This is a genomic window from Fluviicoccus sp., assembly GCF_030646115.1.
In the GTDB taxonomy this organism is placed as follows: Bacteria; Pseudomonadota; Gammaproteobacteria; order Pseudomonadales; family Moraxellaceae; genus Fluviicoccus.
Window position 1 is genome coordinate 12,226 of sequence record NZ_JAUSMX010000005.1, and the last position, 13,241, is coordinate 25,466.

Consider the following 13,241-nt stretch of genomic DNA (forward strand, 5'->3'; position numbering starts at 1 on the left):
GGCTTTTTGCGGATTGCAAATCGTTCCGCCATCCCCATCTATGCTACATTGCCGCCATCAGCCGCCTTTCGATCCCGTCATCATGCTTCATCCCGAACTTGAGCGTTCCCTGCTGTTGCCCCCCCAGGAAAAACCGCTGATCCTGCTGACCCGGCATTCCCTGCGTGAGCTGGCCAAGGACCCCAACGGCGTTCCCGGCTACGATTTGCCGCTAACCCCGGAAGGCGTGGCGCTGGCCGAAAGCTGGGGCAAGCGTATCAACCGGCCCATGACCCGTTTCCATTCCAGCCCGGTGGGGCGTTGTGTGGACACGGCGCTGGCCATGGCGCGAGGCGCAGGAATGTCTGAACCGGACATCCAGCGCACCCTGCAACTGGTGGAGCCGGGCTGTTATGTGCAGAGCATCCGGCAGATCGGGCCGTTGTTCCTGCAGATGGGGCCGCTGGCCTTCGCCAACCATCATTTCAGCACGCCGCTGGAAGGACTGCTGAGTCCGGAGGAAGGCGCGGCGCGCTTGATACGGCACCTGCATCAGAACCAGCCCGGCGCGGGCGAACTGGCGGTTCATGTCACGCATGACACCATTCTGGCGGCATTCATTTATCATTTGCAGGACCGCCGCGAAATCAGCGAAGACGACTGGCCATGGATGATGGAAGGCGCTTGGCTCTGGTTTGATGACGAACACCTGCACTGGATCTGGCGCGGCCAACCTGGTTCCCGCCCCCTTGAACCCTATCTGTGAGACCCGTATGACCGAGGCCCTGATCCTCCGCGACCTCAGCAAGACCTACCGTAACGGCTTCCAGGCCCTCAAGGGTATCGACCTGACTGTCCGTGAAGGCGATTTTTATGCCTTGCTGGGCCCCAATGGCGCTGGCAAGTCCACCACCATCGGCATCATCAGTTCGCTGGTGCAGAAAAGCACCGGTACGGTGAAGATCTTCGGCCATGACATCGATCAGGACCTGTCGCTGGCCAAGCAGCAACTGGGCGTGGTGCCGCAGGAATTCAACTTCGGCATGTTCGAGAAGGTGTTTGACATTCTCGTCACCCAGGCCGGTTATTACGGCATTCCCGCCAAGCTGGGACGCGAACGAGCCGAGAAATACCTGAACAAGCTGGGCCTGTGGGAAAAGCGCGATGTCGCCGCCCGCATGCTGTCCGGCGGCATGAAGCGACGGCTGATGATTGCCCGCGCCATGGTGCATGAACCGCGCCTGCTGATTCTGGATGAACCCACCGCCGGGGTGGACATTGAACTGCGCCGTTCCATGTGGGATTTCCTCACCGAGCTGAACGCGCAGGGCACCACCATCATTCTCACCACGCATTATCTGGAAGAAGCGGAAGTGCTGTGCCGCAATATCGCCATCATCGACAAGGGCAACATCGTTGAGGACACCGACATGAAGTCGCTGCTGGCCACGCTGCAGGTGGAGCATTTCATTCTCGACCTGCTGCATCCGCTGACAGCCGCGCCCAACCTGGGGGATTATCCGGTCAAGCGGGTGGACGACCGCACGCTGGAAGTGGCGGTGGCCAAGGGTCAGTCGGTCAACCGGGTGTTCACGCTGCTGGGCGAACAGGGCATTGAAGTGCTCAGCCTGCGCAACAAGTCCAACCGCCTCGAAGAGCTCTTCGTGGCGATGGTTGAAAAGAACCTGAAGACGGCCTGAATCCATGAATCGTGACCAAACCCTTGTTGCCCTGCAAACCATCCTCGTCAAGGAAGTGCGCCGCTTTACCCGCATCTGGGCGCAAACCCTGCTGCCGCCGGCCATTACCATGACCCTGTACTTCGTCATTTTCGGTAACCTGGTCGGCAGCCGCATCGGCGAAATGGGCGGCTTCCACTACATGCAGTACATTGTGCCCGGCCTGATCATGATGGCCGTGATCACCAACTCCTACTCCAACGTGGTGTCCAGTTTCTACAGCGCCAAGTTCCAGCGCAGCATCGAGGAACTGCTGGTGTCGCCGGTACCGCACCATGTCATTCTCTGCGGCTATGTCATGGGCGGCATTGCCCGGGGGCTGGCGGTCGGGGCCATTGTCACGGTGTTGTCGCTGTTCTTCACCAGCCTGCACCTGCACCATCTCTTCGTCATCGTCTACACCATCCTGATGACAGCGGCGCTGTTCTCGCTGGGCGGCTTCATCAATGCAGTGTTCGCCAAGTCCTTTGACGATATCTCCATCATTCCCACCTTCGTGCTGACACCGTTGACGTATTTGGGCGGCGTGTTCTATTCCATGGACCAGCTGTCGCCGTTCTGGCAGAACCTGTCACTGCTGAACCCGATCGTGTACATGGTCAACGCCTTCCGCTACGGCATCCTCGGCGTCAGCGACGTCAATGTCTGGCTGTCGCTGGCCATGGTGACGCTGGTGACGGTGGCGCTGTACATCTATGCCTACCGCCTGCTGAAAAGCGGCCGCGGCATGAAGGAGTGAGTCATGGCTTGGTACGAAAAGACGCAGCTGGGGCAGAAAACCGACTACATCCATGCCTACGATGCAGGGCTGCTGTGCCCATTGGTGCGGAAGGAAGGGCGCGATGCGCTGGGGTTGACGGCGGAGTTGCCATTTTATGGCGCCGATATCTGGCACAACTACGAAGTGTCGTGGCTGGACGGGCAGGGCAAGCCCTGTGTCGTCATCGCCCGCATCGTGGTGCCGGCCGATTCGCCGTGCCTCATTGAATCCAAGTCGATGAAACTTTATTTCAACTCGCTGAACCAGCACCGCTTTGCCGACCGTCAAGCTGTGATCGATTGTGTCAGCGCGGACCTCAGTCATTCCTCGGGTGGAAACGTCCGGGTGGAGCTGCTGCCGGTCAATCAGTCCTATACGCTGGCCACCCTTGCCGGAGACTGCCTGGACGACCTGCCGTTACAGGATTGCGATTTCCAGCCCAATCCCGGTTACTTGCGGGCTGAACCCGGACAAGCGGTGGAAGAAACCCTGCATTCCAACCTGTTGCGCAGCAACTGTCCGGTCACCGGGCAGCCGGATTGGGGCAGCGTGCAGATTCAGTACCGGGGGCCGAAAATTGACCGGGAAGGGCTGTTGCGTTACCTGATTTCCTTCCGCGAACACAACGACTTCCATGAGCAATGTGTGGAAAGGATCTTCCGGGATATCCTGACCCAATGCCGCCCCGAGCAGCTGACGGTGTTTGCCTGCTATACCCGTCGCGGCGGGCTGGACATCAACCCCTGGCGCAGCAATTTCCAGCCGGTTCCAGCTCAGCTGCCGCGTCTGGCGCGGCAATGAACTGAGAATACTTGCCATTGTCTAAATCAGTCGCCACAATCAGGCCTGCCTAATTTCAAAGAACCACCCACAACAGGGAGAACATCGCATGACCGCCTACCTCGGTTTCGTACCCAGCGATTCGCTGCAAACTGACATTCGCACCTTGCTGGGCAATCTGGATCGCAAGGCCTCCGAGCCGCAGTACCATCTTGCCAACGGCATTGCCAGCAAGATGACCGACGAGATCATCGACAACCTGTTGCTGAACATGGTCAACAACATGGGCAACGGTGAAGGCAGCAACATGATCAACTTCCTGGGCGGCTTCCTGAAGAAGACCATGCACGTGATGTTGAAGATGATGCTGGGCAAGGCCAACAACGCTGAAGTCGCCAATCGCGCCGTGTTCATCCGCGCCCGTTTCCTCAACCTGCCGGACGACTCCCCGCGCCTGGGCTTCCCGCTGCCGCACGACCTGTATGACGAATTCCAGAAGCATTTCGCCGCCGTCGACGCCGGTCAGGGCAAGGAGCACATTGAAGCCATTGTGCAGGCCATGATGCGTTTCTCCGACCTGTCGCTGGAACACTACTACGATGAGTTCATCGCCACGCTCGACCTGGGCATGATCCTGCGCAAGACCACGGCCATGACCCGTTCCGCGCTGCACAAGGAACTGCACTCGGTACTACCGAAAATGGTCCGCGCCCTGAAAAACGAAGAACTGAAGCATCTGGCCGATTACATCCGCGCCATGCTGGTTGAGCGTTAAGGAGCCGTCATGACCACCTATTACGCGATTCCCTGTCCGGACAAGTTGCGCGATAACTTTGCCCGCATGATCGACAAACTGGATCAGGGATCGCGTGATCCGCTGGCGCCGCTGCTGATCGAAGTCGCCAACGACTACACCGACGTGATTGTGCAGGTGATGGTGCTGGGCAACAGTGAAATGATGCCCCAAGACAGCATGGCGCGCAAAGTGCTGGAAGGGGTGGCCTCGGTGATCAAGGCCACCTCGCATACCATGAACCGCCAGGTGCTGCACAAGATGTCCAACAGCGACATGACGCCGGTGGCCAACCAGATCCGCGCCCGCCGTCTTGAAGTCGGTGACCGCACCTATATCAGCTTTGTGGTGCCTGATGATCTGGCCGCCACTTACCGCCGCTGTTTTGCCGCCATCCGGCAGGGTGACCTCTCGGTGCAACGCGAATTCGCGGAGGCCGTTCTGCGGTTTTCACGTATTGCCCACCAGCATTTCTACGTGGAGTCCATGCAGTCACTGAAGCTGGGCATGATTGCCCGCAAGCTGGTGGATATCGGCGGGGCGGGTATTGAGAAGGCGTCAGATGCGGCCATCCGCAAGCTGGTTCCGGCGCTCAATGCTGAAGAGTTGCTGGGTTTTGTGGAATATCTGGAACCCTTGTATATCGATGTGCCCCCCCATGCTCAGCAAGAGGGAATGCGGCTTTAATCCGAATTTTCGGTTGCATCGTCACGGATAATACGCGGCCAGCGATCACTGACATGCCGGTAAGCTGGCGGCGTTTCGTCCGTTACCACATAGACCCGCTGTTCTTCCCCGATTGTCGCCACCAGCCCCTGCACATATTCCCCCGGCTGTAATTTTGCCCAATAAGGCTTGTTGCTTGCATTCCGCTCCATGTAGCGCTGTACCGGCAATTTCACCGGCACTGGCCGGAAGCGATCCCACTTTCCACCGCGAATGCTGTCCAGACGGGCACAAGGCCCGGCCACCCATGGCGAATCGATGCCATGGCGTTCCCCCCAGCGCAACCACAGTACTTCACCCGACCTCAGCAATACCGGCAACGCCGGTGCGCTTTCACCGAAGGTGATGATGCGGTCATTCACTTCCACACCGGAGCACATGGTCAGGCCGGAATCCGCAGCTGTTCAGGCATAGTCATAAGGACCGCCGGCTTTCAGGGCGCGCTGGTAGGCGGGGCGGGCCTGCACTTTTTTGACCCAGGCGGTGATGTGGGGGAAGTTGCCCGTGGCGCGGCCCGCGACGGCTGCTTCCAGCGGAAAGCTCATCTGGAAATCGGCCCCGGTCAGTCGGGATCCGGCAAACCATTCGCGCCCGGCCAGGGTCGACTCAATAAAATCCATGTTGTTCTTGATGTTCGGCCCCACAAAGGAGTTCATCACCTTGTCGGCGATGCCCTTGGTCACCGGTTTCAGGAAAAACGGCACCGGCGCGCTGCGCACCTTGTCGAAAACCAGTTTCATCACGAACGGCGGCATCAGCGAGCCTTCGGCAAAATGCATCCAGTAGGTGTAGTCGCGGTGTTCTGCTGAACCGGGGGCGGGCAGCAGGGTGTCTCGGGCGTAGGTATAAGCCAGGTATTCAATGATGGCGCCGGATTCCGCCACCGTGATGTCGCCATCGGTGATTACCGGGGACTTGCCCAGCGGATGCACCTGCTTCAGCGACGCCGGAGCCAGCATGGTTTTCTTGTCGCGCTGGTAGTGGCGGATTTCATAAGGAATGCCCAGTTCCTCCAGCATCCAGAGAATACGTTGCGAACGGGAGTTGTTGAGATGGTGGACGATAATCATGACAGCTCACTGCAGCAGTAGAGGTGAATAAAAGCCGGTTCAGAATGAAGAACCCGGCTCTTTCAGGAAGGCGGTTTCTTCGGGTGTGGATTCCCGGCCCAGTATCTTGTTCCGGTGCGGAAACCTTCCATATTTTTCAATAATATCCTGATGTTGCAAGGCATAGTTAAGGAAGAAGGCGAAGGTCTTCATGGCGTCAGTCGGGGCAGATGCCGCCAGTTCACGGAACAGGGTGACGCTGCGCTGCTGGTCATCCCGGTCTTCGGAGTGTTCCAGCGGCAGGTAGAAAAACACCCGTTCAATCGGCCGCAACTGGGTGTCCTGACGGGCGGCCAGGCCTTCCTTGCACCATTGCCGGGCCAGCGCGTCGAAACGGAAAGCCTTGGGCGTGTCTCGCCAGATGTTGCGGCTGAACTGGTCCAACAAGATGATCAGGGCCAGCCGTCCCCGCGCATCCTGATGCCAGTCGGCATGCTGGCCGTCGGCGGCAGCCTGGATCAGCTTTTCAAAACGGGCGCGGATGTCAGCATCCACGGCCGGGTCCTTGGACCACCACAGGCCAGCCTGCCGGTTGGCGGTGATGCCATCCTCGGAGCGGGGGCCAAACCAGAAATCGAGAATGTGTTCGTAGGGGGCTGTCATGATGACTGTCCTGTGTAATGTCTAATGCTTGACGCAGGGTGATTGCGGCTGAAAGACCTGAACCTGGCCGCTGCGGCGCGATTCACACCAAGCCTTGAGCGCGGCCAGCCGCTTGTCGGTTTGTTTCTGGAAATACCAGCCGGCCACCCACTCCGTCAGCCAGGGCAACATCCATTTTTTCAGGGTCAGGACGTACTTGAAGCGGGCGAAGGTAATGCCGTTGCGGTCTTCAAACAGCCAGCTCCCGGCAAAACGATCCAGAAAGAACGGTCCGTGCACCATGCGGATGGACGTGGAGCGCGGTGAAACCTGAATGAACTCCACTTCCATGGACAGCCCGGAGTGCGCCCTGATGAATGCGTGCTGGTTGACACAGATGCCAAGCTCCGGTTTTTCCAGACGGATCTCGTCCGGGAACGGGTCCCAATCCGTTCGCTGGTCATAGTCCTGAGAGGCGAGATAAACCTCGTCACGCGGGGCATGAATGAACTGTTTGCTTTCAACGACGGCCATGGGGAGTCAGACGATTAGGGCGGTTCGTCCTGAATAACACAGCCCTCCGCAAATAGCAAAAACCCCGCCGGGGTGGCGGGGTTTTCGGGTTCAACCGGGGAAGATTCAAGCAGCAGCCTTGTCTTCAATGGTCAAGGTGACGTTCTCGGCCGGTGTGGCTTCGATGGACTTGGGAGCGAACTTGGCGATCAGTTCTTCGCGGCGTTCCGGGTCGAAGTTGATCCGGGACATGTCGCCCTTGTAGTGATCCACCACCTTCTGGTCCATCAAGGCATACCACCAGGACGGGATGTAGGCAGGCAACAGCATGGAGGCATAGCCGCCTGGCAGCTGCGGAGTCCCTTCGAAGTGGCGCAACGACTGGAAGCTGCGCGCCGGGTAAGCATGATGGTCGCTGTGACGCTGCAGTTGGTACAGCACCAGGTTGGTAATCACGTAGTTGCTGTTCCAGCTGTGTTCGGGACGGGTGCGCTCATATTTGCCGTTTTCGTCCTTTTGACGCAGCAGGCCATAGTGCTCAATGTAGTTCACGACTTCCAGCAGGCTGGCGCCGTAGGCTCCCTGGGCCACCAGGAAGGGAATGGCGCGCGGGCCGCAAATGGCAGTGGTGACGCCGACCAAGCCGGCGGAAATCGCCCAGCCCTGAAGCAATTCGTTTTCCAGGCTCCAGAAACCCTTGCCCTTGCGCTCCAGACGCTTGGTCTCGATTTCCACGGCCGACTTGAAGCCGCCGATGACGGTGCGCGGCAGGAACTTCCAGAAACTTTCACCCATGCGGCTGGAGGCCGGATCTTCCGGGGTGGCGACGCGCTTGTGGTGGCCGAAGTTATGTTCCACGGCGAAGTGGGTATAAAAGGTTGGGGCGAGGGCGAGCATGGCGCCGATGCGGTTATGGCGCTCGTGCTTGTGACCCAGTTCATGGCCGGTAACAATGGCGATGCCGTTCAGGGCGCCGACAGAAACCGTGAGGCCGATACGATCCATCATCGGAACATCCTTGCGGGTGGCCAGCCAGGCACCGAAGATGGTCAGAACGTATTGCGACGGAATGAAGGCTTTGGTGATCAGGTTGTAGTACTTGTCATTTTCCATCTCGCGGATGCCGTCATCCGGAGGATTGCTGGCGTCTTCACCAATGAGGCGGTCCAGGGCGGGGACGGCGCCGTGAACCAGCGCCGGGCCAACCCAGGCAAGTGCGCGCAGTTTCTTGGGGGCAACCGCATAAGCGGCGAGTGCGGCGATGCCGATGACGGGCAGGGCGGGACTCAGCAGCCACTTGTAACGCTTGGGATCCTTCCATTTGCCGCTTTGCTTTTCGCTGGTTTGTTGCAGCAGGTCATCGGGGGTTTTGGCGTTCATTGTTAGTCACCTTGTTCAGTTGCAGTTACCGTATGAGCATATTGCGCTTGAAGGGGGTGAGGTGGCCAGTTGCCAGAATCCGGCAAATTATCGCAGGAATCCGCCATTGTGCAATGTCACTGTATGTGGTGTATCTTACAAAAACAGTAGGGAATTATAGGGCGCGGCTTCTGCAGTATGTACAAGGATATATAACGCGAATGTCAATTGCGGCAAACTCCAATGCGCCTGGCTCCTGTCTTCAATGGCAAGAACGTGGAAGGGCATGGCATTGCGCGGGACCTTCGCGGTACAGCATTGATCAAGGCCGCGCATGTCGTCCGGGCGGTGGATTAAAAGAGATAGACCATGAACTTTATCCGCTATCTTAATGGCCTTCCTGCTTGCGGTCGCTGCGCTGTCTCTGAATTCGCAGCATGGATTGCTGTCCGCCTTCGGATTGGACCGTTTTGGGTTTTTGTCAGGAAGTGAAAGCCAGAACGGCCGCTGGGTTAAACGCCATATTCCCGATACAGCGCTACAGCCACCCGGCCGATCAGCTCGATGGGCAGCGGCTGGTTCCGGGGGAAAGAAAGGTTCCCTTTCGGTCCCCGCCACGGAGCGAGCTCGGCAATCAGTCCGGCACCCTGAGTCAGGGGCGGGTAGATGCCGATGTGCTTTTTGAAGGCGGCAAAATAGAAAAAGATCCGTTTCCCCCGGAAGGCGGGCATGTTGTAGCCGATGCAGCGCAGGGCTGCCGGAATCCGTATTTCAACTTCAGCCTGTATGACTTCGAGCATGGCCCGCGCTTCAGGGCAAAGCGTGTTGAAGTAAGCTTCTTGAGATGCGTGGGCCAAGGCGCTTTCCACAGATGAGTACCATCGCCGAATACTAATGCGCTCGATGTTTCCGCTGCAATACGTGTTTCGGGTAGACGTCGGTTGGGCTTAGTGTTCAGGCATAAAAAAACCGTCCCGGTAAGGACAACCGGGACGGTGTAAAGCGGTTCAGTGAGTTGTGCGTCAGGCAGCGGCCTTTTCTTCAAGGCGGGCCGGCGTTGCTTCCGTGATTTCATCCAGTTCAGAGACGGGCTTGCCGTACTTCACCAGGATTTCTTCACGACGTTCCGGGTCGATGTTGGCCTTGGTGATGTCGCCGTCATAATGCGCCAGCACACGCTTGTCCATGATCTTGTACCACAGCGACGGAATGTAGGCTGGCAGCAGCATACTGGCGTAACCGGCAGGCAGTTGCGGGGCATCCTCAAAGTGGCGCAGCGCCTGGAAGCTGCGGCTGGGATGCGCATGGTGGTCGCTGTGACGCTGCAACTGGTACAGGAACAGGTTGGTGACCACGTTGTTGTTGTTCCAGCTGTGCTCCGGCGAAACGCGCACATACTTGCCGTTGGCCAGCTTTTCACGCTTCAGGCCATAATGTTCCACATAGTTGATCACTTCCAGCAGGCTGGCGCCGTATGCGCCCTGAGCCACCAGGAAGGGAATGGCGCGCGGCCCGAACAGGGCCGTGGACACGCCCAGCAGACCGGCGCTCATCGCCCAGCCCTGCAGAAGTTCGTTGTCCAACGACCAGAAGCCCTTGCCCTTGCGCGCCAGACGTTCCTTCTCAATCACCACGGCCGACTTGTAGCCACCAATGACGGTGCGCGGCAGGAACTTCCAGAAGCTTTCACCCAGACGGCTGCTGGCCGGATCTTCCGGGGTGGCGGCGCGCTTGTGGTGGCCGAAGTTGTGTTCCACGGCGAAGTGGGTGTAGCCGGTGGGGGCGAGGGCGGCCATGGCCAGCAGGCGGCTGGCGCGGTCGTGCTTGTGGCCCAGTTCGTGGGCGGTGTTGATGGCAATGCCGTTGATGACGCCGACGGTGGCGGCAATGCCGATGCGGTCGGCCAGCGGCACATTCTTGCGCGTACCCAGCCAGGTGCCAAGCAGGGTGCAGGCATATTGTGCAGGCAGGAAGGACAGCACCACGCGGTGATAATACTTGTCGTTTTCCAGTTGCTGAACAGCGGATTCGGGTGGGTTGGTCTTGTCCGCGCCAATCAGGCGGTCAATGGCAGGAATGATGCCGTGAATCAGCGCCGGACCGGCCCAGGCCAGCGCGCGCAGTTTTTGGGGGGCAATAGCGTATGCAGTCAGCGCCGCAGCGCCAATCACCGGAACTGCCGGGCTCAACATCCACAGGTAGCGTTTTCCGTCACGCCATTGCTTCGCGTTGGTATTACTGGCAGCATTCAGAAGTTCGTCCGGCGTTTTGGCGTTCATGGAAATAATCCGCAATTGACTTGTAGGACAATCTTGCAGGCAATCCGGGGCCGCGCCTAGTGGCCGGAATCTTTAAAACTATCGTGGGAATCCGACATTGACCAATGTCACATTGGCCTATAAATTTTAGGGTTTTCCGACAAAAACGAGAAAAACTGCCATCCCATGGATGCTCTCAGCCACATTCTTGACGATATTCATCTCAGCGGCGCCGAGTACCTGTACGTCAACGGCATGGGGACGTGGAACTTTGGCCTGAAGGGGGCGACAGCCTTCCATATTGTGCTCAACGGCCCGGTGCAGGTGCGCCTGCCCGGTCATGGCGTCCATCGGCTGGAAACCGGCGACATCGCCTTCATGCCCGCCGGTGACGAACACCACCTGCAGCACCCCGATGCGCCGCAACAGTCACCGGTCTGGCTGATGGAACGTTTTCGCGGTCACTGCAATGAACCGGTGACGCTGGGCGAAGGCTTGTCCGGCAATCTGATGCTGACGGTGCGCTGCCTGCTGGATTCCGATATGGCGCGCCCTTTGCTGTCATCTTTGCCGCCGTGCATGGTGATCCGGCAGGGCCTGGACAACCAAGGGCCGGAGTGGCTGCGCATCGGCCTAAATTTCCTGGCCTTGGAAACGGAACTGCACCGGCCCGGCCGCGACACCTTGATCAACCGCCTGATCAGCATGTTCCTGATTGAATGCGTGCGGGACTATGTGGAGCAGTTGCCGGAAGAAGGCAACAACTGGCTGAATGCCGTGCGCGACCCCTATCTGTCGCCGGTGCTCAGCGCCATCCATGCCAACCCGGCGCACCCCTGGTCGGTGGCAGATTTGTCAGGCTTGAGCTGCCTGTCCCGTTCCGCATTCCACGAACGCTTTTCCGGCATTATCGGCACACCGCCGCTAGCCTATCTCACCGAATACCGCTTGCGGCTGGCGGCTTCGTTGCTGGCGCAGCAGGACATCGGCATCAACCGCATCAGCGAGCGCGTGGGCTACACCTCGGAAACCGCGTTCAGCCAGGCCTTCCGCCGCCAGTACCAGGTGACGCCCAGCCAGTACCGCAAGCAGAAAATGGCTTGATCGACGGGGTTTTCGTCCCGCAAAGCCATTGTTTTTCAGGTTTCACACCCGCATTATTCCCCCAATTTCCTCCCTGTACTGGAACTTTGCTGATGAGCTATGACATCGCGTTGCAGCGGCTGGCCGCCACTCTGAAAACCACGACTGCCGAACTGAAGGGACTGGACGGACTGACACCGGAGCAGGTGGAACAACTGGACACGATGCTGGTCAATGCACTGCATCGCCAGCATGAAGCCATGAAGGCAGCCATTGACCGCGGTCTGGATCACGTACCGGCGCTGTTGCGCGGTGCGGTCAAGAAAATTGTGCGCGGTTAACCGGAGAGCAATCCATGAGCAAACTTGATACCCGCGCCGAACTCATCAAGCTGTCGCGCCTGACCCAGGTGACGGAAGCCGATCTGGCCTTTCTGGAAGATGTGCCGCTGGCCTCACTGGTGAAAGTGCGCGAACTGGCTACCGAACGGGTGTTCAGCGACGGCCGCAAGCTGTTCCAGAATCTGGCCTCCGCCAGCAAGCTGATGCCCAACAGCCTGACAGCGATGATTGCGGAGAAGGCTTTCGGCCCCTTGCTGTGCGCCCGCGTGGCCGGTGAAATGCCGTATCAGCGTGCGGTGGACCTGTCGTTGAAGATGAGCATTCCTTTCCTGGCGGAAGTGACCATCCAGATTGATCCGAAACGGGTCAGCGACATTATCCGCAACCTGCCGGTCAACCACCTGAAGGCGGTGGCGAAGGAGCTGATCCGTCGCGGCGAATACCTGGTGCTGGGCGGCTTCGTCAACTATATGCAGGAAAACCAGATGCGCGCCATTATCGGCGACATTTCTGAAAAGGACTTGCTGCACATCGGTTTCTTCATGGACGGCAAGCACCAGATCAGCGAGATCATCCGCATGCTGCCGGAAAACCGCTTGCGTAAGCTGGTGGGTGAAATGCAGAACCATCGCGAGTTGTGGCCCGAGGCGCTGGCGCTGATGGTGCATATGGAAGACGAGCTGAAGCGGCAGATGGGGGATATTGCGGTTGAGCAGAATCCGGAAATGCTGGATGACCTGACGGATACGGTGTTTGCGCTGGATTTGTGGAAGGATGCCTTGCCGTTGTTTGCCTGCATGTCGCCTGGCACGCAGTTCCGCCTGATCAATGTGGCGGCCATGTCGAGGCCGGATGTGCTGGAAGCGGTGGTGGTGAATACCGATATTTATGGTTTGTGGACGACGTTGCTGCCGTTGGTGGAGTATATGTCCACGCCGCAGCGCGAGATGCTGGGTACGATTGTGACGGCGCGGGGTGAGCATTTCCTGGGGGCGGTGATTGATCAGGCGCATGGCGGGGGGATGTGGCAGCCGCTGGTGGATGTGATCCGGTTTATGACGCCGGAGGCGCGTGAGGCGGGGGTGCCGGTGTTGCGGGAGCGGATGGCGCGGTCGCCGGAGCTGGATGCGAAGGTGAGGGTGTTGGCGATTCAGTTGGGGGTGGAGGCGTTGTTGTAGAGGGAGCGTACCGGGTATGGCTCCCTATGAGGGAGCCTGCG

Annotated in this window: 16 protein-coding genes; 9 read left to right on the forward strand and 7 right to left on the reverse strand. The window is 58.9% G+C overall.

Features of this window, described 5'->3' with window-relative positions; all coding sequences use genetic code 11:
* Positions 1 to 82 precede the first annotated feature (82 nt).
* From Q7T36_RS02460 to Q7T36_RS02485, 6 genes are all read left to right on the forward strand, one after another.
* Entirely contained in the window at positions 83 to 745 is a 663-nt protein-coding gene (locus Q7T36_RS02460) for a histidine phosphatase family protein (protein WP_304843648.1), read from the forward strand.
* 7 nt (positions 746 to 752) lie between these two features.
* Positions 753 to 1,679, forward strand: coding sequence for an ABC transporter ATP-binding protein (locus tag Q7T36_RS02465; RefSeq protein WP_304843650.1), 927 nt, complete (start codon positions 753 to 755; stop codon positions 1,677 to 1,679).
* A 4-nt stretch (positions 1,680 to 1,683) separates the two neighbouring features.
* On the forward strand, positions 1,684 to 2,457 hold the full coding sequence (locus Q7T36_RS02470) for an ABC transporter permease (RefSeq protein WP_304843652.1): 774 nt from the start codon (positions 1,684 to 1,686) through the stop codon (positions 2,455 to 2,457).
* 3 nt (positions 2,458 to 2,460) lie between these two features.
* Entirely contained in the window at positions 2,461 to 3,279 is an 819-nt protein-coding gene (gene queF, locus Q7T36_RS02475; protein WP_304843654.1) for an NADPH-dependent 7-cyano-7-deazaguanine reductase QueF, read from the forward strand.
* An 88-nt stretch (positions 3,280 to 3,367) separates the two neighbouring features.
* Positions 3,368 to 4,033 (forward strand): hypothetical protein, encoded by a 666-nt coding sequence (locus Q7T36_RS02480; protein ID WP_304843656.1) that lies wholly within the window; start codon positions 3,368 to 3,370, stop codon positions 4,031 to 4,033.
* 9 nt (positions 4,034 to 4,042) lie between these two features.
* The gene (locus Q7T36_RS02485; protein ID WP_304843658.1) at positions 4,043 to 4,738 is read left to right on the forward strand and encodes a hypothetical protein; all 696 of its coding nucleotides are present in this window, start codon (positions 4,043 to 4,045) and stop codon (positions 4,736 to 4,738) included.
* Here Q7T36_RS02485 and Q7T36_RS02490 read toward each other — a convergent pair.
* The 7 genes from Q7T36_RS02490 to Q7T36_RS02520 all read right to left on the reverse strand — a co-directional run bounded on the left by Q7T36_RS02490 (position 4,735) and on the right by Q7T36_RS02520 (position 10,619).
* Positions 4,735 to 5,157 (reverse strand): hypothetical protein, encoded by a 423-nt coding sequence (locus Q7T36_RS02490; RefSeq protein WP_304843660.1) that lies wholly within the window; start codon positions 5,155 to 5,157, stop codon positions 4,735 to 4,737. The two genes, Q7T36_RS02485 and Q7T36_RS02490, sit on opposite strands and share 4 nt — an antisense overlap.
* A 24-nt stretch (positions 5,158 to 5,181) precedes the next feature.
* Positions 5,182 to 5,847 (reverse strand): glutathione S-transferase family protein, encoded by a 666-nt coding sequence (locus tag Q7T36_RS02495; protein WP_304843662.1) that lies wholly within the window; start codon positions 5,845 to 5,847, stop codon positions 5,182 to 5,184.
* A gap of 39 nt (positions 5,848 to 5,886) precedes the next feature.
* Entirely contained in the window at positions 5,887 to 6,489 is a 603-nt protein-coding gene (locus tag Q7T36_RS02500; RefSeq protein WP_304843664.1) for a DUF924 family protein, read from the reverse strand.
* Between the two features lie 21 nt (positions 6,490 to 6,510).
* Positions 6,511 to 7,002, reverse strand: a complete 492-nt coding sequence (locus Q7T36_RS02505; RefSeq protein WP_304843666.1) for an SRPBCC family protein — start codon at positions 7,000 to 7,002, stop codon at positions 6,511 to 6,513.
* Between the two features lie 105 nt (positions 7,003 to 7,107).
* Positions 7,108 to 8,361: an alkane 1-monooxygenase gene (locus Q7T36_RS02510; RefSeq protein ID WP_304843668.1), complete on the reverse strand. Its 1,254-nt coding sequence runs from the start codon at positions 8,359 to 8,361 to the stop codon at positions 7,108 to 7,110.
* A 491-nt stretch (positions 8,362 to 8,852) separates the two neighbouring features.
* The gene (locus Q7T36_RS02515) at positions 8,853 to 9,197 is read right to left on the reverse strand and encodes an iron chaperone (protein ID WP_304843670.1); all 345 of its coding nucleotides are present in this window, start codon (positions 9,195 to 9,197) and stop codon (positions 8,853 to 8,855) included.
* Between the two features lie 165 nt (positions 9,198 to 9,362).
* Positions 9,363 to 10,619 carry an alkane 1-monooxygenase gene (locus tag Q7T36_RS02520; protein WP_304843672.1) on the reverse strand — a complete coding sequence of 419 codons (1,257 nt, stop codon included), beginning with the start codon at positions 10,617 to 10,619 and terminating at the stop codon, positions 9,363 to 9,365.
* Positions 10,620 to 10,784: 165 nt separating this feature from the next.
* Here Q7T36_RS02520 and Q7T36_RS02525 point away from each other — a divergent pair, with 165 nt between their 5' ends.
* The 3 genes from Q7T36_RS02525 to Q7T36_RS02535 all read left to right on the forward strand — a co-directional run bounded on the left by Q7T36_RS02525 (position 10,785) and on the right by Q7T36_RS02535 (position 13,200).
* Positions 10,785 to 11,702, forward strand: a complete 918-nt coding sequence (locus Q7T36_RS02525) for an AraC family transcriptional regulator (RefSeq protein WP_304843674.1) — start codon at positions 10,785 to 10,787, stop codon at positions 11,700 to 11,702.
* A 92-nt stretch (positions 11,703 to 11,794) separates the two neighbouring features.
* Positions 11,795 to 12,022 carry a hypothetical protein gene (locus tag Q7T36_RS02530; protein WP_304843676.1) on the forward strand — a complete coding sequence of 76 codons (228 nt, stop codon included), beginning with the start codon at positions 11,795 to 11,797 and terminating at the stop codon, positions 12,020 to 12,022.
* 14 nt (positions 12,023 to 12,036) lie between these two features.
* Positions 12,037 to 13,200 (forward strand): hypothetical protein, encoded by a 1,164-nt coding sequence (locus tag Q7T36_RS02535; RefSeq protein ID WP_304843678.1) that lies wholly within the window; start codon positions 12,037 to 12,039, stop codon positions 13,198 to 13,200.
* Positions 13,201 to 13,241: the final 41 nt, after the last annotated feature.